Genomic DNA, 20,823 nt, shown 5'->3' with positions numbered 1-20,823 from the left:
TGTTGCCGGCTAAAATAAAGCATATTAGTATTTGTCTAATTATAATAATCGCAATGCAAATTATACCTCTTAATTATCTGGAATTTAGTTGGCCATTTGCAAACGCTTCTGCTGCTAATGAAACAAGAAATATGACATACACTGGAAATTCTCAAGCTGGCTATCAGGCTATATATAGTGATGCAAAAAGTACAACTACAAACCCTTTTTCTGTAACTGCACCTGTCGGAAAAGTAATCAAGGAAATTGGTTTTTATATGAACGGGGACACACAACCTGTTATGAAAATTGATTCTGCTGTAGGTTTATCTAGTTGGGGTACAGTAGGGATAAATTTAACAGGAGACCCTGTCGTTGTCGAGTCCATCGGCAATGATTCAGCACAAGGATATTTCGCTTGGTATCGCTATGCTCCTGGCACTTCAGGTAAAACCCTGGACTGGTATCAAGATGGTGCACTTGGCTGTTCAGATCACTCAGGGCGAGACTACACTGAAAATGTTAATGGATCTATGATGCCTAAAAGTCCAAATTGCGTGGGGGCAGGTTTATCTCTAACAGCGAATAGGCAAGTAGGTTACACGACAGTTAGTGGAACTCCTATACCTTCATCAGTGGTCAATGCATCTGATATAACTGCAACAGCACAAATCTTTACAGACGCAAGTGTTTCTGGACCAGCAGGTGTTGATGACGGTGTAACTGTTGCAGCTAAAACACATTATATTGAAACAAAAGGTATTACTTCAGACAGATACGAAGTATTTTATACTCAAGATTTAAACTATGAATCGGACTATGATAAGCAACTCGGACTTCCCGGCGCAAAAGTAATGGTTTACTACACCGCTTTCAAAGTTAATCTCAAATCCAAAACCTACACTTACCCAGACCACATTAAAATCACTTATCAAACTGCAACAGGCCCACCTAACTTGGGCAATATTGTTTTAGATGAAGATGGACAATGTATTGAGACAAACAAATCAACAAACTTCCATTTCTCCTTTACAAATACAGGTGGAACCGATGTTTCAACTTCCTTCAACGTAAAAGTCTTAATCGATGGAACAGCGTTCCAGACTTTTAACTACACAGGTATCAACGCAGGCGAGAAAAAGACGGGTACCTTCACCAAATCCTTCTCAGGAACTTCCCCCTATGGAATCTCTATTCTCATTGACCCTATCACAGGTGAATCGAACACCTCCGACAACACCAAAACCATAACAATCACTCCCCAAACTACCTGCTCCATATCACCCTCAACAGAAGTAATTACAGCCAATTTTAAAATCGAAAAACCCTCAATTGAATTCGGGAGTTACAACGGTATTATAGCCGAAGGCATTTCTATTACTGGTGGCAACGGTTGTGGAATTCAACAGGTTGCTTATACGGTCTCACAAAATGGAAACTCAAAGGTTTATTCTAATTCCAGTGCTTTTTCGTTCAATGTTGGTGGACTACCGCCAGACCCAGGCTGGATGACAATTGGGACTGTCAGTGTCTCACTTAAAGTCACGTCCACATGTGGTGGAGAAGCCAGTGCTGGGCCAAAAACATTTCAAGTTGTTTCGCCAGCATCTTGTGTAGGCTCTAATAATCCACCAGTCGTACATGTTGGTTGGTTCCATGCCTATGACGGTGGAAGTATTACTCCCGAGAATTTGTTCGCTGTAGATGAACGTGTTTGGCTGCGAGTCATTCAAAAACCAGCTATCTTTCCGGGCGATCACGATGAGCCTTATGACCCTGACGGAGATCCATATTTTTTAACTTGGGATTTCGATGGTAGCTCTAGTGCATGGGTTAGACAGCTTAAAACCGATTATGGTTTATGGGATCACGAGCCTGACGGTTGGACTATAAATTTTCTAGCTAATGTACTAGGAACGCATAGTATCAAGGTAACAGCAACGGATAAATGCGGTAATCAGTCACAAACTTCGGCAACCATGAGTGTTGTGCCTCCAAACCCAGTCCCTATCATTACTTTACCCTCAAAGGTAGTTGAAGGCAGATCGTATACACCAGATATTAGCTGTACCAATAGCTACAGTCCGTATAAATCTAGGACAATATCAAATTGTGACTGGCACGGAACTAAGCTGCCAATATATCCATCTTTCGGTGATTACGACATTCAACTGGACGTAACAGATAGCGCGGGACTGCGGTCCCTTAATACAGTGCATTCTACTTTGAACGCCTTAGAAGACTTACCACCTGTCGCACAACTAGATTACAATGATATCGGGGTACGAAATGTTTCCATGTCTTTTCAAGACAAGTCCTTTAGCCCAGACAGTGACCCAATATCGGAGCATACAGTTACTTTAGCTTGCGACAAAAATAATAATGGATCATTGGCAGATGATACAGTCATTACTATTACACCTGATGCAAATGGAAACTTTACCTATACACCTACTCAAGTAGTGAAGAAATGTAATGTTCATATTCATCTAAAAGAAGGACTCGGTCTGAAGAAATCAACGGAAAAGGATTTTTCATTTGAAGTGGTCAACCAAATGCCCGAAGTTGATTTCTCAGCTTTTGGTGTTCAACCTGAACCCGCCAACATAACGACTGTTACACCAACGGCCAATACAATCGTTAATTCGGCAAATTGGACTGCCTCTTCTTCAACAAGTGTTTCAGCACCAAAACTATATAATTATAATGCAGGCGAAAACTCTGTTAGTACGAGGAATGTAACGAATTACGAGCCGTACAAATCAATTACTAGCTCCAATGTGGTAACAAAATGGTTTTCGACGGAAAAAAGTTATTGTGGCGATTGTGGTAATACAGGTRAATTAGAGGGTTATTATGCTAGTTTTAGCAAAGAAAACAGATTTGCTAAGCATCTCTGGAGATCAGGCCAGAATGCTAGCGATGCCAATTACTTTTATAATGAAGACAATCCTTCAATTGCTTATGGATCGACGTTCGCTAACGGACCGAATTTTTCAAACAATGGCGGTTGGGGAGAGGAAGTAATACCAAAATTAAATTATTCAAACAAGATGGAATTTAATTCTGATATGATTTTTCAAAGACAAGGAGGTTATAACTCCTATTGGCAAAATAGTACTTATAATGAGCTTATGACCAGAATTACTGACATCTTGAATTTTACTAAAAACCCTAACAACCAGTTGGTAACTCCCGCATATACGGGTACCAAAACATTAACATGTGGATCTGCGTGGTCTGATTCTCTTACTTGTCCACCACCTGAACCAACTACATATCCAGCAATGTTTACTGGTCCAAACCCTAAAGTTACAGAGGGGGTACTGATGGACTCGGTGAATTGGGGTTATGATTGGGACGGTTATGTTATTCAGCGTGGAACCACTCAGTTTAGTTCGACTTTCAATAAGGATTCAAGTGGTAACATCTACAAGAATAAGTGTTACTGGGGCTATTATGACAATTACGCTCATTCGTGTAGCCTAGTTAAATATAACAGCGGTGGATCTGTAATGTGGGAATATTCGCCTTCCCCAGCTTCTTGGGMATATAATCGGACAGGTATCAGCATAGATTACTTCTCCGATAATGAGTCTAAGATTGTTATTAAATACGGTGCCGTAAGAATAGTTTTAAATGCAAATACGGGTGCAGTTTTGCTAGACCTAATAGGTGGTGGGAATGCCTCCGATCCCCATAATAATTTAATTTACTACTTAGGTGTATTTAATAATCGTATCGCTTATATCAAACAGACGGTAGAAAACGGTTATTACACCACTATTGGTAAGAATGGTTTTTGGGATTTGATGTTCTACGATCTAGGAACAGATCAAACTACGACAGTAGATCGAGTGAAAACATACGGATATTTAGTGCAATATTGGCCAGATGATGGCGACATCTCATATAGAAGTCCTATTCCAAAAGCTACAATATCCGCAGACGGAAAATTAATTATAGGTAACGGTGAAACGAACATTTTGGTCTATAATATGAGTACAGGTTTGAAAGAAGTGGATATACCAACAGGATTGGCTTTTACGAATTTCTCCGATTCAGGAAATGGTACTAACACACAGGGTATAAAAAGCATTAACTTGACAGAGGATGGCACAATAAAAGTCGTGTATCAAGGAATATCGGATTACGGAAGCTATCAGTCAAGGCGAGAATGGATACTATCTGTGAAAACAGATGTAAACAACTCAACTGGAAATGCTAGTTACGGTTTTCTATCTAACAATGATGCCAGTTTTTATAATGGTGATATCAGTGTTAAAACCAAATTTAATCTTAATACGTATAGTGATAGCGTCACAGCAGGCATCGGTTTTAGAGTACAAAATAACAAAAACATGTACAGAGTAGAAATGACACCGAATCTCATCAAGTTGACCAAAATTGTTAATGGTATTTCATCTACGATTATGAGCAAAACTTATAATTCGAAGCTCGGGGTGTACACAGATATCAAAGCCAAAGTAAGAGCTAATCACATTATTATCTACGCAGCAGGAATTCCAATCATTGATGCTTATGATGATACATTTGCGGTTGCAGGATCTTATGGCCTTTTCTCAGAATCCCCGTATGTAGAGCTTCAAGGTTTCAATGCCATGATTTACGAAAGTGGTGATACAGCAGTTGCCAATCAAGCGATTGTAAATATGCCAATTACGTATAGCACTAGTTATCTTGATCCAGAGAACGATCCTGCTATTCCTAATAAAGCAACGTGGAAATTTACGAATATGGAACCTTATAAATTCCTAAATGCTGGGGATGGTGCTTCCGATCCTATAGGAACTAACAGCTATAATGGCGTCGTTATTCAATCGCCAAGTCCTAGTATTTCAAAGGTAGGGGTATTCAAGGTTGAATTCCAAGAACCGGACGACCCTGCGCCAGCTGGATTCAAGTATCCATCACCTGTCTTTGCCATGTTTCAGAAAATGTCAGACCCTGCCACTCATTCAATTCTGGTTCATAGAAGGCCCATAGCACAATTCACGATTGCAGAGAATCCAGATCATACAATTCAATGGACAGAAACAGGCTACGACCCGGATCGATGGCTAAGCGCGGCAAACTATTCAACTGAAGCGACGGAGAAAAATTATCAGAGCACGAGAGGTATTTTTAACAACAGATACAGCTATACAACGCCAAGTGGCGTAACTCAGCTCGGAAAGCTCACACGGCCTAATGAAACTGGTACGTATACGGTTAGAGCAGCAGTCGCTGACGAATATGGTGCATGGTCCGATTGGGTAGAACAAACAATTCAGATTACGATTCCGTTGCCAAATCAACCACCGACAGCCGTACTTACATTTCCGATAGGAACACAAACAAGTCCTAGTTATGTGAATACACGTCAACCTACAATTACTTGGAATCAAGCCGATCCGGATGCAGGAACAACCTTTGCGGCTTTCCAAGTTGTGCTAAAAGATGAGTCTGGAAATGTCGTTGTTGACAGTGGTATCAAACCACAAGGAACATCTGCAACTACACAAGAATGGATAACAACAATAGTACTTTCACAAGGTCAAAAGTACCAAGTTCAAGTAAGGGTTTTTGATGGAATTGCTTGGTCAGTATGGTCGAACATAGGGTGGCTAATTACTAACCGTCAACCAACAGCAACAATGATAGAACCGGGTGGCACACAAGCTTCACCAACACGATTCAGTACCTTGCGGCCAACGCTAAAATGGAATCAAGCAGACCCGGATCCAGGTACAACATTTACGTATTTTCAAATTCAAATCACAAATGAAGCAAACGATACAATGATTCTGGATTCAGGTCAGTATTATCAAGGCTCTTCTTCATTAATCGGCAGTTGGTCAGTAAACACCGATCTACCGGCTGGTCAAAAATTAAGAGTTCGCGTTAGGGTGTTCGATGGCGTTATCTGGTCAGATTACTCACCACAAACTTGGTTATATATCAATCAACCTCCTGTTGCCAATTTCGACTGGACTCCTAAGCCTGTATGGGAGGGAGATGAGGTACGGAGCACCAATACTTCAACTGATCCTGATGGCGATGTGCTTTCATACTTATGGACCGTTCAGGGACCAGATGGGGTTACTACGTCTTTTACATCTACAAATTTCACGCAAAAGTTCACTGAACCCGGTAATTACTTAGTTACACTATCCGCGATGGATGGGTTTCTAACATCGATTGCAGTTAAATCGATCACTGCTATGCCATTAACGATAAGATCTGTTGTGACTTACACGGACAATTGGTTGATTTTGCATAATCAGAAAGGGCACCAAATACAAGTAAATCCTAAACAATTTTATTCTGGTGAAATATTTGTTGTGAAAAGTCAGAGCGCAGCTACCTCGGTTGACGAAGTCATCGCTTGGATTGACACGATTGGTTTGGATGGTCAGACCTTATATGTTTCTGAAAAGCTAACACCACAGTTAAATGATGGTACTATGTTTAGTGGCGAATTATTTGATGTGAAATTCCAATCGCTAACGGAGGGACTGACTCGAGGCGCACAGACGATTCATTTTCAGATTAGGTACAGTAATGGTGTTGTGAGAAAGGAAGATATTCCTATCGAAATCATTGGGAATGCCCAGCAATCGGTCGGTGTTCATCGGGTTCAATAACGAAGTAGAGATCTTGAGAAGACGTTGTTTTTATTGTAAAATCGTGAACTGAAATTGCACCTATGGTACAATTAGTCGATATGAAGAGAGCGAKGGAGAGGATACCTTGAACTATCGATTAATCGCACTGGATGTTGATGGCACACTGCTTAACGATAATCACGAATTAACGGATCAAACGATTGAAACTATACAAGAGGTTCATGATCAAGGCTGTCATATTGTGCTATGCACGGGGAGAGCGCCGGCTAGTACGTTACCGATCCTAGAGCAACTGGGGTTGGAAGGAACGATGATCACTCATAATGGAGCGGTAACCGTTCATGCCGATGAGCGAGGGCAGTCGCTGGTGAATGAGTTTTCTTTTGAAATTAGCGAAATCGAAAGTATGTTGGCTTATGCTCGTCGTGAAGGGATTCACTTCGATGTGTGTACAGCATTTAATATGTATATCGAACGTGTCGGTGAGTATGAGAGGAAGATGTATCAGAAATTTCTCATCAATCCTAAACTTGTTACGTCTGTTTCAGAGCTTGGCGTGCCGATCGTTAAATTTACGCTTTTTGCTCAACCGGATGTGTTGGATCGTGTTCAACTGGAGTGGGRAGATCAGAAGCTATATGGTAATTTGAGGATGATTCGCAGTGGAGATTTGTTCATTGATGTGATGAATCCGACTGCGAATAAGGGGAACGCATTGAAAGCTTTGGCAGCTACTTTAGAGATTGAAGCCCAAGAAATTATGGCGATTGGCAATTACTATAATGATTTGGAAATGATGAGTTTTGCTGGTTTGGGGATTGCAGTAGAGAATTCGCCGAATGATGTGAAAGAGGCAGCAGATGCTGTGACATCCTCGAATAATAATGAAGGCGTTCATGAAGCCATTCGAAAGTACTGTTTCTAAATAGAAATCGGTCAGAAACCTCGTTTTTCGAGGTTTTTTGTCGTTTATGGGGTTTTTAGTGCATATTTCGTATGATAGAATGAGAGAAAGACTAATAGATGATGGTGGTGTGATATTAATTGGAAAAACCAGGCAAGCCTTATTCTAAGAAAGAGAAAACTGCCGCGATTATGGTTAGTGCTGCTTTAATAAGTGCCCCCTTTATCATGGATGTTTMAAATGTTGCCTATGCAGACCCTGCCCCCAAGCCAGATACTTACTTCATTGATGAGATTGGCAATTTAATCGTTCCTTTGCATGGGACAATTCCAGTTCGTAATTTGAAAGCTATTTATGGTGCATATATTAATGATTTCGAAGTAACGAGTGTGAATAGTTATGGTAGTGGGGATCTTTTTGCTTATAACGAACCAGGATACAGCGCTGAAGGTTTATTGAAAATTCACCCTTACAGGGAAGGGACTGCGACTTTCACCGTTTCATGGAATAATAACACTAGTCAGGATACTTTTGATGTGACAGTTGTTAATGATCCGTCGATTACGAATGAAAGAAATTTTGATATTAGTGATGCAGCTACAAAAGCTATACATAGTTCGTCCCCAAATGAAGTAGAAGGTTTACTTAGCGGAATTGGGCCAGCAAACTCCACAGGTAATGTGGAAGGAAATAATCCGCCTACCTTGAATCCCCAAAATCAATACAATCCGTTTCAGAATGGTAGTTTAGAACTTGGTTCCTTTTTTTATTTATCCACACAGGAATTAAGCTCATTTTTTAGAGATATTGATGGAGATGATATTTCCGTTATCGTGTTTGACAATATTGATAATTCAGAAACTACACCAGCAGCTAGGTTTGTCTACAAGTCAGAATTTAATAGTTGGATTGTTGAGAGTGTTCAGGTAGGTGAAAGCACATTCACGGCAGTTGCTCTTGATAGTCGTGGTGGCGTAGTGGCATCCCAACCTTTCACAATTGAGGTGCTTGACAATCAGGTACCAACTATGAAAAATAACCCAGTTGCTAATCACTTAGCCACAGAAGGTAATGAACTTAACTTATCATCAAATTCAGAACTTGATTTGAATGAAATTTTCTATGATGCACCTTTTCAAAATCTTCAATATTCAGCTGAGGTAAGTTTTAAAAATGGTTATGGTTGTGGTAGTCAAACAATAAACAACTACCCAATTACTTTCACTCAACCAACGAACATCTTGTCATACGAAAGCGTCAGATCTCGGCTTAATGCAGCCTACCCAAATCTAAACGGAGACATCCATGTAACAAACTTGAAAGCAAAGGATAATTTGAATCAGTTTTCACCTTCTTTATCATCTACTATTAATCTTCATTATAGTGAATACGAGGGATTTAATGAAAATATTCCGCAAAATATGGAGCTTTATGCTTCAAATAGTGCAGGAGAAAGTAGTTTTACAGTAAATACCGATATACAAGATTGGTTTGATGATGATTTATATTTATTCGATATTCAACAACCTCAATCAGAGATTAATCATGCTGTAATACCAAGCATGTATGAAGAAAACGAGCGGGAATACATTAAATTTACTGCTGGAAGTTTAGCGAATACCCAATCCCGATTGAAATTATACTCTGCACTTAATGAAGAGGTTAATAAAACAGTGTGGTTTCAAAATGATATTGTAGTTAAAGTTATGAAGCCAACTCTCTCGGGAATGTCTCAGTCAATTAACCTTTACTCATTATTAGGAGATTATAATTATAATTGGGAATATTTCACCAATAATTTCAACGAGTTTGTTTCTATGACAAACGTAACTGGAGTGACGTATGGCTTTTACGACTCAGGGGTTTATACTTTGACACTGGACAACGTGAATTCAAATGGAACTGTTTTAACGATTATTCCAGACTCTAGCGAAGAGAGGGGCAGTCGCATATTCAAGATTCCATTCGTTAGACTAGAAAATGTCCCATTATAATAACATCATCTCCCTTATCCAATCTAACAAGCTCCAAGAAGCAGAGTGTGAGCTGTTCCAAGCCATTAAGCAATCACCAATTGACGCTCAACTCTGGGTAATGTTAGGGGAAACGTTGCTCCTTCAAAAACAGGCTGGCGCAGCGAAGCTGGTATTTGACCGCGCTTGGTTACTAGATCCACAAGCCAAATGGGTCAACAACATCTACAAGTCAATACAGCAACTCCCTCAAGGAGAGCCGCGCCAGGACATTAGGGATCTATTGGTTGTCCCCAAGGTGACAGTAACTGCTGCGATTTTATCGCATAATGAAGCAGAGAACATTGCGAAATGTATCGTTGCGCTACATGGTGCAGTAGATGAAATTCTACTTATTGATTCATCGACGGATGATACACGTAACATTTCTTTGCAATTTCCAAAGGTAAGAGTTGTCCCAATTGAATGGGAGGATAACTTTGGCGCAGCGCGTAACATCGGTCTTCAGCATGTGCGAACGGATTGGGTCATCTGGATTGATGCCGATGAGATCCTCATTCCAGAAGATGTCCATGCGATAAKGGACGTTGCTAGCATTTATAACCAGTTAGATATCATACCAGTACTGATTATTTGGCATTTGAATCGAATAAATGGAACCATCCAGCATGACTTCTCTCAAGTGCGGATGTTCCCAGCACAACGAGGACTTCGTTACTACGGACGCATCCATGAGCAAATCGCTACGGAAAAAGGAGTTTATCAACTAGATAAATATCGCAGAGCAGTTAAAATCCGATTGGATCATACTGGGTATGAACCTGCCATCCTTCAGAATAAAGGTAAGCTAGAACGGAACCTTCGCTTACTTAAACTCATGATCGAAGAAGAACCTGAGAATCCAGGTCACTGGTTATTTTATGGACGTGAATCGCTGGGACTCGGACTAGAGGAACAAGCTTTCACTGCCTTAACCGAAGCCGAACGCTTAGGTTTACAAACGCCCCTATTCGGCCGGATGCCTGAAATCTACCGACTCCTCATACAAATCATGATGCAACGCAAAAATTACGCCGAAGCGGAAGCCTACTGCCACAAAGCGTTGGCGCATTCACCTGATTTCCCTGATGCGCATTATTTGCTCGCGCAAGTGCGTATACGACAAGCAGATGAGCTGCTGCGATTAGCGGAAATGAGTATTAAGCAGTCGTTATCCAGTCTGCCTAATTACCGCGGCAGTGTTAGCGCTGATTATCACATTGGCGAGTGGAAGGCAGCGACGTCGCTTGGCGAGTTAGCTATGCGTTCGGGGAAGCTTGCGAGGGCGAAGCAGATTTTTTCCAAGCTCAAGGAAAAACCAGGTGCAACGGAGATATTATCAGCTAAATTAGATGCCATTGAATCAGAGCGGCAACGGCTTAATCAAGTCGATCAACACCCCAAATGAGAAAGACGATCACCATGCCTCAGTGGGCTGGTAATCGTCTTTTTGCTTTTAGCTCATCGATTAAATAACGAATGCGCTAGTGATGATAACAAGAAGGATAAAAAGCACGAGAATTGCAGCTGACGAAGTTCCTACTGCTGACATGGACATTCCCTCCTTTCGTGATGAGTGTTATAAGATAAGATATGTAAGTGGGGACAGATGTGTATAGACGAATATCCTGATTACTCATATTTTGGTCGATAATGGGCATGCTACAGAAGAATGACACAAGATCTGTAGAGGAGGCGACGAAGTCGTGGCCGATATTATGCTAAGACCCGACCTGAAAACAGCAGGCGGCGAAGTCTGCGATATTATGTACAATGGGGAGTTTGTCGGTACGTTAACGCTAGTCTACAGGGAATCGGATCGTCTTAAAGGCGCGATTCATCTGGAGCAACAATCCATCACGATTGTGAATAAGCAAGCGGTCTATGATTTTGCTCAGTCCTATATCCAGGATGTGATTGATGCGCTTGGAATCGCTCAGTGTGAAGTTACGGTTAGTTACAGTGATTATGATTTCGTCATTGTGACGGATCATGCCGTTGAGCCGATAACGTATCAAGATGATTATATATCGAGTGTAGATCTCTTACATGATGATGGGTTAGATTATTCTTGGCTAAGGGAAGATATTAGCTTGGATGATCAGGAATCGGAAATGTCTTCGGAACAGTTGGATATGCTCGAAGAACGGAAGAAAGAACAGGGATATGAGCTTGTTATTGTGAATGAAAACAGGAGCAGTGTCGAATATCACGTGTATGATAAGGACGCCGAGTTAATCGCGGAAGCCATCCTGCATATATATGGATCCGAAGTGATCGKGGATATTACATGGAAATTCGATCCATTTGATGAAGAGATGGATATTGTCACTGAACTTATGGTGGCAGATTTCAATGAAGAACAAACAGATTCGTTCGTGTTTCATATGATCTTTAATGGGGAGACCGTAGATACGGTGGAACTAACGCATATTGATATGCTGGATCTGGTGGATGACATTCAATTTGAAGATGAAATGTGGATACCGACGAGAGATGACTATTCCATCATTTTGGTTAGAGACGATTTGGATACGTTATCTTATGAGATTTATCAACAATCCTATGGTGGCTTACCGATCGGAACCGCTACGGTGGATATCAGCTCGCGGCAACTCACAKGGTTTATTGATTTCCGTGAGCCCGGTGATTCAGATGATCGAGAGTTGATCGCTACATTGTTGTTAGACGAGTTAGATAAAGAGAAGGAATACGAAACCTTCAATTTATCGATGCTCTATCGGAACAAGCTGATCGATGAAATTATGTTTGAAACCGAACAGTTCCACTAATCCAAGCGCGCAAAAAAGGCATGATCTCTCACCCTAACATGAGAGGCATGCCTTTTATTACATTGACTGTTATTAGAAAGAGTTAGATACTGTGATTTGATCTAATGGAAGGCGACCACCCGCGCGTGCTGGTGTAGCTGCCAAACCAACGCTGATCAACATAACTGGTACATAACGAGCAGGAACGTTAAACGCTTCTACGAATTTACCTGCATCATAACCACCCATTGGACAAGTGTCATAGCCAAGTGCTTTCGCTGCAAGCATCAAGTTCATTGCTGCCAAAGAGGCGTTACGAATCGCTTCATCGCGAGCAACTTGTGGATATTGGTACGCGCCTTCGATTTGTGCAACTAGCGTATCCATCACTGCTTGTGGAAGGAACCCGCCAGCAACTGCTGGACCGAAAACAGCTTGCGCATTTTTGTTAGCTTCAAGATCACCAAGAACGGCGATAACAACGGAGCTTTCAACGATTTGTTTTTGACCGTAAGCGATTGGAAGCAATTTCTCTTTTTGTGCTTGGTCATCGATAACAAGAAGTTTCCAATGTTGCAGATTCCAAGCAGATGGTGCCAAAGAAGCGGAAGTTAGAATTTGTTCAAGATCTGCTTTAGGGATTGTGTGGCCAGCTTGGTATTGTTTAACGGAATGACGGTCTTCAATTACTTTCAAAACTTCATTTTGTACTTGTGTGCTCATTACGGATCCCTCCAAGGATAAGAATTAGTTCTGTATATTGTTGTTCAACCTTCGAAAAGCATGCCTGTAAGTCGTTGGTAATCGATCGAAGAACTGTAAACAACTTTGTAACAATTTACTGTAATCATAAATGTTATAGTTGTGATTGTCAAGAGAGTCTTTCCCGTTGTCGTAAAATGTTGGATAATGGAAAAAGAAAGGGGTTGTTCCTCTTGAAATTAACGCAAAAAGAGTTGAATCACCTTGTTTTTTTGAGCGAGGTCGTATTGACGGGGAAAAAGAAGAGCCTTATGGACGAAACCCTGCAATGCTTGCTCTATATTGTGAAATCACTTGAAGAAGTGGAACTTCCGGATTCTGTTGCCCGCCAGATTGAGCAGTTGACTGCTTTAATTGAAGCAGACTTGCGTGATGAGAATGTACGCATGCAAGAAATACGCGGACACTTAGATTGGATGCAAAAGAAGGAGCGAAATTCTTCCATGCCATCCTAGTAAGGTGACATTCTGTCTATTTATGATATAATATAGAGTACTGTTTTTTTTGAATATATGAGGTGATAAGTAATGAGCTATGAAATCCCAAGAAATGTGCAAGAGTTGGGGCGTGACATCCAAGAGAACCAATTGAAATATCACCATAAATCCGTTTTGATTTCCAAAGAATTTACGTTTGACAGTGCGCATCATCTGCATTGTTATGAGGGAAAATGTAAAAGTCTACATGGCCATACTTACAAACTGCAAGTGATTATGCGGGGAAAAGTGGATAGCCGAGGGATCGCAATTGATTTTGGAGATATCAAAAGAATTACGAAAGAACGTGTGATTGATCGCTTAGATCATCGCTATTTGAACGACGTATTGCCGCCGATGAACACGACGGCTGAGAATATGGTGGTTTGGATTTATGAAGAAATTCACCAAGCATTGCTTGATGAGAAGCTGTACCCAGCCATTTCTTTGGACGAGATTCGCCTATGGGAAACGCCGACTAGCTATGCAGCCATCACTCGCTCGATGATGGAGGAGGATCTGTAATGCGAGATATCCGCATTCCCATGGTCGAGATCTTCGAGACGGTTGAAGGGGAGGGAACCCGTGCCGGGTTCCCAACCATCTTCGTCCGTCTTTTTGGTTGTAACCTGCGCTGCTCGTGGTGTGACACTACGTACAGCTACCCGCCGGCGGAAGCCGAGAACGTCATGACCATTGCTGAAATTATCAGCAAGGTTCAGACGTTCCGCTCCCGGCATATTTGCCTGACAGGCGGCGAGCCGCTCCTGTACGGCAACAAATCACTCGCGTTGATCGAGGCGCTCGCCGAACTGGAGCAGGTCGACGACCTGCACATCGAGACGAACGGTGCGATTGATCTAGCGCCATTCATCTCACAAGTCACATCACCGAAGGTGCGCTACGTGATGGACTTCAAGCTGCCGGATTCCGGTGAAATGGATCAGATGATTTACAGTAATTTCGAGCTGCTGCGCGAGCAAGATGAGTTGAAGTTCGTCATCGGAAGCGATCTCGATTTCGGAACAGCAGTTAATGTACTTCAAGAGTATCCGACGAAGGCGCTGCCGATGTTCAGTCCCGTGTGGGAAACGATGCCGCCGCGCAAGCTGGTAGATCTTATGCTGGCCGAAGGATTATCGAAGGTGAAGCTGAACATGCAGTTGCATAAGATTATTTGGGATCCAGCGATGCGAGGCGTCTAGCCAGCAGGCATTGTACACCATGTGTACAGTGCCATTTTCCAATTATAAGAAAGAGGTGCTTACGATGAGTGAAAACACAAAAAGAGCCGTCATTATTCTCAGCGGCGGTTTAGATAGTACGACATGTATGGGACTAGCGAAGGAAGCGGGGTATGACTTGTTTCCGATTTCTTTTGACTATGGACAGCGTCATAAGATTGAAATCGAAAATGCCAAGCAAGTTGCTGAGCATTATGGAGTTGCAGCGCGTCACAAAATCATTAAATTGGATTTCCTGCGTGATTTCGGTGGCAGTGCACTCACAGATGATTCGATAGATGTTCCAAATGTGATGGAGGGGGCAGAAGTTGAAGAAATCCCAGTAACCTACGTACCTGGACGGAATCTTTTATTTCTTTCCATTGCAACCTCTTACGCAGAAGTAACAGGCTCTCAGGCTATTTATATCGGTGTGAATGCGCTAGATTACAGCGGTTATCCGGATTGTCGGCCTGAATTCATCCACAAAGTAGAAGAAGTTATCGCACTAGCTACAAAAGTTGGAGTCGAAGGCAAGGGAATTACGATTGAAACACCTCTGATTTCCTGGACAAAAGCGAAGATCATAGAAGAAGGATTGAAAATCGGTGTTCCTTATGAACTGACAACATCCTGCTACAATGGTAAAGCAGAAGCTTGTGGTGAATGCGATAGCTGTCGTTTGCGTTTGAAAGGTTTCGAAGAAGCGGGTTCTAAGGATCCGATCGCTTATTTACTGTAGTTGTATGGTTGGAGAAAGGCGGTGCCTGCATGACTCGTATTATGGTTGTTGATGATGACGCTGATATCCGAGAGTTGATCCGCGTTTATTTGGCAGGGGAAGGCCTAACGGTTGTGCAAGCCAGCAATGGCCAAGAGGCGCTAAGTCTTATGGAATCCGTTCCTGCTGACTTAGTCGTGCTGGATGTCATGATGCCGCTGATGGATGGCTGGGAGCTGTGCCGAGAATTGCGATCGCATTACCCGGAACTTCCGTTGTTGATGGTGACCGCGAAGAGTGAATCTATTCATAAGGTAAAAGGTTTTCAGCTCGGCACCGACGATTATTTAGTAAAGCCTTTTGATCCTGTAGAGTTAGTCATGAGAGTCAAGGCGTTGTTAAAGCGATACCGGATTCATTCCTCACAAGTCATTCTCATTGGTGGAATGACCATCGATCGTACAACATTTGAAGTACGCTATCAAGACCAACGGATTACGTTGCCATTGAAGGAATTTGAACTTCTCTACAAGTTCGCAAGTCATGCGGGTCAAATCTTTACGCGTACCCAGCTGATTGAGCAAATTTGGGGGATGGATTATGAAGGTGATGATCGAACGGTTGATGTCCATATCAAACGTTTGCGGGAACGCTTTGAGCCCTATTCGGATGGTTTTCAAATTACAACGATACGCGGATTAGGTTATAGGCTTGAGGTGAAGGTATGATCAAATCGCTATATTTGCGAGTGGTTTTAACCTTTCTGGCGATTGTAGTGGTCAGTGTGCTTGTCGCATTTCCTTTGGCCGAGTACTTTTTTACGAACATGATATCAACAAAATTTCAATCTGAGATGTTAGCCGTAGGAAATCAAATTGTCACGTTAAGCAATGAAGTGCAGCCGAAGAACCTGTATTCCTTTGTAGCAGGAAGCAATCGACTGAATGAAAATTATTTGTTCACACTATTTGATTCCAGCGGCGTTTCATTAGGGCAGACTCCTGTGGATGTAAAAGGGAGGCCGCCCATACAATCGTCCGAAGTTGCTGACGTATTGAAGGGTCATATCTATAAAAGCCTGGATTTCAGTGCACCTTTACGCGGCATTAACGGCATTAAAGTCGGCGTGCCGCTGATCGTTGGCGATCAGAGCTACGCATTATTCATACATACGAACATCACAGATGCTGCACGCGGCCAACTCCAGACATTGATCGTATCAGTTCTCGGCATCGTCCTCAGTGTGGGGAGCATTCTTATTCTAATCGCTTCGCGATATTTAGTGAATCCTTTGAAGAAGCTGACCCTAGCGACAGAGAAGCTGGCTCGAGGTAATTTTAACGTCAATGTGAATGTAAGTAATAAGGACGAATTAGGCAAACTCGCAGAGAGCTTTAACCATATGGCTGGCGAGCTTAAGCAGCTGGAACAGATGCGTCAGGATTTCGTTTCAAATGTTTCACATGAGATTCAGTCTCCACTGACCTCAATTCGCGGCTTTTCCAAAGCGTTAAGGGAGTCGGATATCGATGATAATGATCGGAACAAATACTTGGAGATCATAGAACGTGAGAGTGAACGTCTTTCTCGTCTAAGTGAGAATCTACTGAAGCTAGCTTCGCTGGAATCCGAACATCATCCGTTTCATCCAACGATCTATGATTTGGACGAGCAGTTGCGTCGTATTGTTGTTTTCTATGAACCTCAATGGTCTTTGAAAGAGTTGGATCTGGATCTAGCCCTGCCTCGTGTGAAAATATTTGCAGACAGCGATCAATTAAGTCAAGTGTGGATAAATGTGATTGGTAATGCGATTAAATTCACAGCTACGGGTGGACATATTTATATTAAGCTTGTTCCACTGCGTGACCGGGTTCAAATATGGGTTCAAGATAACGGGATCGGTATTCCAATCGATGAACAAGGTCGTATTTTTGACCGTTTCTATAAGGTGGATCAAGCCAGGCAGCGTGATAGCGGCAGTGGTCTTGGACTTGCTATTGTTAGGAAGATCATTGATATGCACGATGGATCGATTGAGGTGCAAAGTGAAGTAGGCAAAGGCACGGGATTTCTTATAACGTTACCGACAACGCACTCACCAAATAAAAAGAGTTGAACAAGAAACTTGGGATTGTTCACCAAGTTTTTTTGTTTTGTTCATATTGAGTTCATATTGAACCTGTATTCTTTATCTCACAATCATTAGTTGAGGGGAGTACAGGAATGAATCGACTCACACAGTTTTCGATGAAAAACGTTTCCGCGTTATTCATCATCATGATCATGCTTTTTGTAGGCGGCTTGTATTCAGCAACACAGCTCAAGGAAGAGAACATGCCGAACGTTTCCTTCCCTGTTGTGGCCGTTACAACGACCTACACGGGCGCACCTAAAGACGTTATGGATGAAATTACGGTACCCATTGAGAAGAAGCTGGCGAATCTGGAAGATTTAGATTCCATCCAGTCCACTTCCAGTGATAATTTCTCCATGGTTATTATTTTGTTCAAACAGAATGTCGATGTTGACAAAAAGAAGCTAGCAGTACAGGATGCCCTTTCCACGGTTTCCTTACCGGCAACGGCAGGTGCTCCTAAAGCATCTACCTTCGGTGCAGCATCCTTCCCATCCAACTATTTAGTCGCTTATGCGAACGAGGGAGTCAGCCAAACAGAGCTTGATAAAACGTTCAAAGATACGATTAAACCAGGTCTTGAAGGTATTAAAGGGATCGATCATATGGACATTATCGGGGCTAGAGACACCTCACTCGATATTGAGCTAGATGCATCAGCCTTAGATGTCTACGGTTTGTCACCAGGCATGGTGAGCAATGCGATTAATACCGCGGCGACGAAAACACCGATCGGTTCTGTTGAAATCGATGGTAATAGCAAAATGACCCGAGTAACAGGCAACTTATCCAGTTTGTATGATCTGCAAAAAGTAGAGATTACGACGCCTAAAGGTGCCATTGTTACCTTGGATCAAGTCTCCAAAATAAAGGCCATTAGCGAATCCGACTTCAATGGACGTTTAGATGGCAAGCCAGCAATTGGGATGATTTTATACAAAGCTGGCAGTGCGAATGCCGTTGAATTCTCCGATGAAATTGAGAAGAACATTACAGAATGGAAAACAACGTTACCGAACATTACGTTCAAAAGCACCTTTGACAGTGCGGATCAAATCAAAGAATCGATCTCTGGACTTGTCCGTGAAGGGATTGTAGGCGCGGTTCTTGCCTCACTTATGATTCTTGTCTTCTTACGCAATGTACGAATGACGTTGATCGTACTCGTCTCGATTCCGCTCTCCATTTTGATCACATTATTATTAATGTCGCAATTAAACCTCACGCTCAACACGATGACACTTGGTGGTATATTTATCGCGGTTGGACGGGTTGTCGATGACTCGATTGTTGTTATTGAGAACATTTATGCTTCCTTGGAAAAAGCGCAGGAACGGAAAGAATCCGTTATTGCTTTGGCAACGAAACAAGTTTCGATGGCGATTACGTCATCTACCTTGGCTACTGTAGGGGTATTTGCTCCACTTGCTTTGGTAACTGGGGTTGTAGGTGGTTTCTTCCGACCTTTCGCTTTAACGATTGCTTGTGCACTTCTTTCATCTTTAATTGTAGCTTTAACGGTTATTCCGATGCTTTCGAAATTACTAGTGCTGCGTAGTAAACCAGGTAAAGTACAGCATGATGAAACTAAGCCAACGAAGTTGACCATGTTTTATGAAAAAGTGCTCACGTGGAGTTTAAAAAATAAAATTAAAACGCTTCTAGTCGCTTTAGTCATGCTCATTGGGACGATGGCTGGAACGATTCCGTTCTTATCAGTTGCCTTTTTACCTGCATCAGGTCCATCGCACATCATGTATTTCCAATTAAAATTGCCTTATTCAACATCCTTTGATGCGACGGATAGCAAAACAAAAGAAATCGAAACGGTGTTGTTAGACCTGAAGGATTCAAAAGGCGAACCGGTATTTAAATTTGTTGAAGCACTTGTTGGTTATGCGGGTAAAGATGATGAGCAAATTCCGTATGCGTCTCAAATCTTCCTTGAAGTGAATGACAAAGTGGATCCTGAACAAGTGAAGGATCAAACGAAAGCTTATATTTTATCTGAATTGCCGAGTGGTTCTGAAGTTGAACCTAAATCTATGGAAGGTGACTTCGGAGTGTCAAGTACGGACTTCGCCTACACTCTCCAAGGTGATGATCAACTTCAATTAGAGAAAGCAGCTAGAGTGGTGAAAGAGAAATTAAACACGTTCCCTGAGCTTTCCGAAGTTGCCGACAATTTGAGCGATGCCAAAACAGAAATTGAAATTGCTGTTGATCAGAAGAAAGCTAGAGCCTATGGCCTAAGCGCAGCTTCCGTAAGAGATTCAGCACGTACATGGATTCAAAAGCAAAATCTAGGCGATATGAAATTCGATAATATTGTATATACAACAACGGTTTCATTGGAAAAAACAGACAAAGATTCCCTTGAGAAGTTGGGTAATATCCCGTTAACGGCTCAGAATGGCTCGACCATTCTATTGAAGGAAGTTGCCAAAATCAATGAAACGAAAGGCGCTGCTTCCCTTGCAAGAGAGAATCAGGCGCAACTCGTGAAAGTTTCTGCCAAAATTAATTCAGACAATAAGACGGCAGTAAGTGCCAAGCTAAGTTCGGCTTTGAAAGAGCTAGAGCTTCCAGAGGGTGTTACACCGCAAATTACAGGCGTATCCGAAGATGTTAACGAAAGCTTTACCCAGTTATTTGTGGCCATGGCTGCTGCGATCTTCGTCGTCTACTTGATCATGGTATTGGCGTTCGGGAACGCAAGTGCACCATTTGCGATTCTGTTCTCACTTCCTCTAGCTGTTATTGGAGGGCTCTTAGGACTCGTCATTGCTAGAGAACCATTAACCGTAACTTCCATGATCGGGTTCCTCATGTTGATTGGTATCGTCGTAACGAATGCGATCGTACTGATCGACCGTGCACAACAGTTGCGCGAAGAAGGTTATACCGTTCGTCATGCGCTTATTGAAGCAGGGAAAATCAGACTTCGTCCTATTATCATGACAGCCGGAGCAACCATTATGGCGTTAGTGCCACTCGCGCTCGGGATCTCTGCAGAAGGCGGATTGATCGGTAAAGGTCTTGGGGTTGTTGTTATTGGTGGATTGATTACTTCGACGCTCTTGACGCTAGTCGTTGTACCTATTGTTTACGAGTTGATCGAAAGTATGAAAAACCGCATTAGCAACATGTTTAATCGGAAAAAAGCTAAAGAAAAAATGACAACGAGTTCGTTAGAAGTATAAGGAGGC

The 20,823-nt window shown here is 42.2% G+C and carries 14 protein-coding genes; 12 read left to right on the top strand and 2 right to left on the bottom strand.

The genetic code is table 11. From position 1 onward, the window contains the following. Positions 1 to 2 precede the first annotated feature (2 nt). From AC1DLM_RS12205 to AC1DLM_RS12190, 4 genes are all read left to right on the top strand, one after another. Complete coding sequence (locus AC1DLM_RS12205; RefSeq protein ID WP_477570064.1) at positions 3 to 6,626, top strand: PKD domain-containing protein; 6,624 nt, start codon at positions 3 to 5, stop codon at positions 6,624 to 6,626. 106 nt (positions 6,627 to 6,732) lie between these two features. Beyond that, a complete protein-coding gene (locus AC1DLM_RS12200) occupies positions 6,733 to 7,533 on the top strand; it encodes a Cof-type HAD-IIB family hydrolase (RefSeq protein ID WP_477570063.1) in 801 nt (266 codons plus the stop codon). A gap of 119 nt (positions 7,534 to 7,652) precedes the next feature. Further along, complete coding sequence (locus tag AC1DLM_RS12195) at positions 7,653 to 9,506, top strand: hypothetical protein (protein ID WP_477570062.1); 1,854 nt, start codon at positions 7,653 to 7,655, stop codon at positions 9,504 to 9,506. A gap of 115 nt (positions 9,507 to 9,621) precedes the next feature. Beyond that, entirely contained in the window at positions 9,622 to 10,932 is a 1,311-nt protein-coding gene (locus tag AC1DLM_RS12190; protein WP_477570061.1) for a glycosyltransferase, read from the top strand. Between the two features lie 60 nt (positions 10,933 to 10,992). On the opposite strand, the gene AC1DLM_RS12185 is transcribed toward AC1DLM_RS12190, so the two are convergent. Further along, positions 10,993 to 11,076, bottom strand: coding sequence for a YjcZ family sporulation protein (locus AC1DLM_RS12185; protein ID WP_420794167.1), 84 nt, complete (start codon positions 11,074 to 11,076; stop codon positions 10,993 to 10,995). Positions 11,077 to 11,230: 154 nt separating this feature from the next. Between AC1DLM_RS12185 and AC1DLM_RS12180 the strand changes: the two genes are divergently transcribed. Further along, positions 11,231 to 12,316 (top strand): hypothetical protein, encoded by a 1,086-nt coding sequence (locus AC1DLM_RS12180; protein WP_477570060.1) that lies wholly within the window; start codon positions 11,231 to 11,233, stop codon positions 12,314 to 12,316. 72 nt (positions 12,317 to 12,388) lie between these two features. Here AC1DLM_RS12180 and AC1DLM_RS12175 read toward each other — a convergent pair whose 3' ends face one another. Beyond that, positions 12,389 to 13,018, bottom strand: coding sequence for a nitroreductase family protein (locus AC1DLM_RS12175; protein WP_171634058.1), 630 nt, complete (start codon positions 13,016 to 13,018; stop codon positions 12,389 to 12,391). A 212-nt stretch (positions 13,019 to 13,230) separates the two neighbouring features. Between AC1DLM_RS12175 and AC1DLM_RS12170 the strand changes: the two genes are divergently transcribed. The 7 genes from AC1DLM_RS12170 (at position 13,231) to AC1DLM_RS12140 (ending at position 20,817) form a co-directional block, all read left to right on the top strand. Beyond that, positions 13,231 to 13,512, top strand: a complete 282-nt coding sequence (locus tag AC1DLM_RS12170) for a hypothetical protein (RefSeq protein WP_056616186.1) — start codon at positions 13,231 to 13,233, stop codon at positions 13,510 to 13,512. A gap of 72 nt (positions 13,513 to 13,584) precedes the next feature. Further along, positions 13,585 to 14,058 carry a 6-carboxytetrahydropterin synthase QueD gene (gene queD / locus AC1DLM_RS12165; RefSeq protein ID WP_056616183.1) on the top strand — a complete coding sequence of 158 codons (474 nt, stop codon included), beginning with the start codon at positions 13,585 to 13,587 and terminating at the stop codon, positions 14,056 to 14,058. Beyond that, entirely contained in the window at positions 14,058 to 14,738 is a 681-nt protein-coding gene (locus tag AC1DLM_RS12160; RefSeq protein WP_441988095.1) for a 7-carboxy-7-deazaguanine synthase QueE, read from the top strand. Before queD ends, AC1DLM_RS12160 begins: the two co-directional genes overlap by 1 nt. A gap of 64 nt (positions 14,739 to 14,802) precedes the next feature. Beyond that, positions 14,803 to 15,498, top strand: coding sequence for a 7-cyano-7-deazaguanine synthase QueC (queC, locus tag AC1DLM_RS12155; RefSeq protein WP_441988096.1), 696 nt, complete (start codon positions 14,803 to 14,805; stop codon positions 15,496 to 15,498). Positions 15,499 to 15,527: 29 nt separating this feature from the next. Then, positions 15,528 to 16,205, top strand: coding sequence for a response regulator transcription factor (locus AC1DLM_RS12150; protein ID WP_441988097.1), 678 nt, complete (start codon positions 15,528 to 15,530; stop codon positions 16,203 to 16,205). Then, a complete protein-coding gene (locus AC1DLM_RS12145) occupies positions 16,202 to 17,596 on the top strand; it encodes a sensor histidine kinase (protein WP_477570059.1) in 1,395 nt (464 codons plus the stop codon). The genes AC1DLM_RS12150 and AC1DLM_RS12145 overlap by 4 nt, the downstream gene beginning before the upstream one ends. A 107-nt stretch (positions 17,597 to 17,703) precedes the next feature. Next, positions 17,704 to 20,817 carry an efflux RND transporter permease subunit gene (locus AC1DLM_RS12140; RefSeq protein ID WP_441988099.1) on the top strand — a complete coding sequence of 1,038 codons (3,114 nt, stop codon included), beginning with the start codon at positions 17,704 to 17,706 and terminating at the stop codon, positions 20,815 to 20,817. Positions 20,818 to 20,823 lie beyond the last annotated feature (6 nt).

This window comes from Paenibacillus sp. 01T442 (assembly GCF_056398345.1).
This window is presented reverse-complemented; position numbering and strand designations above follow the sequence as displayed.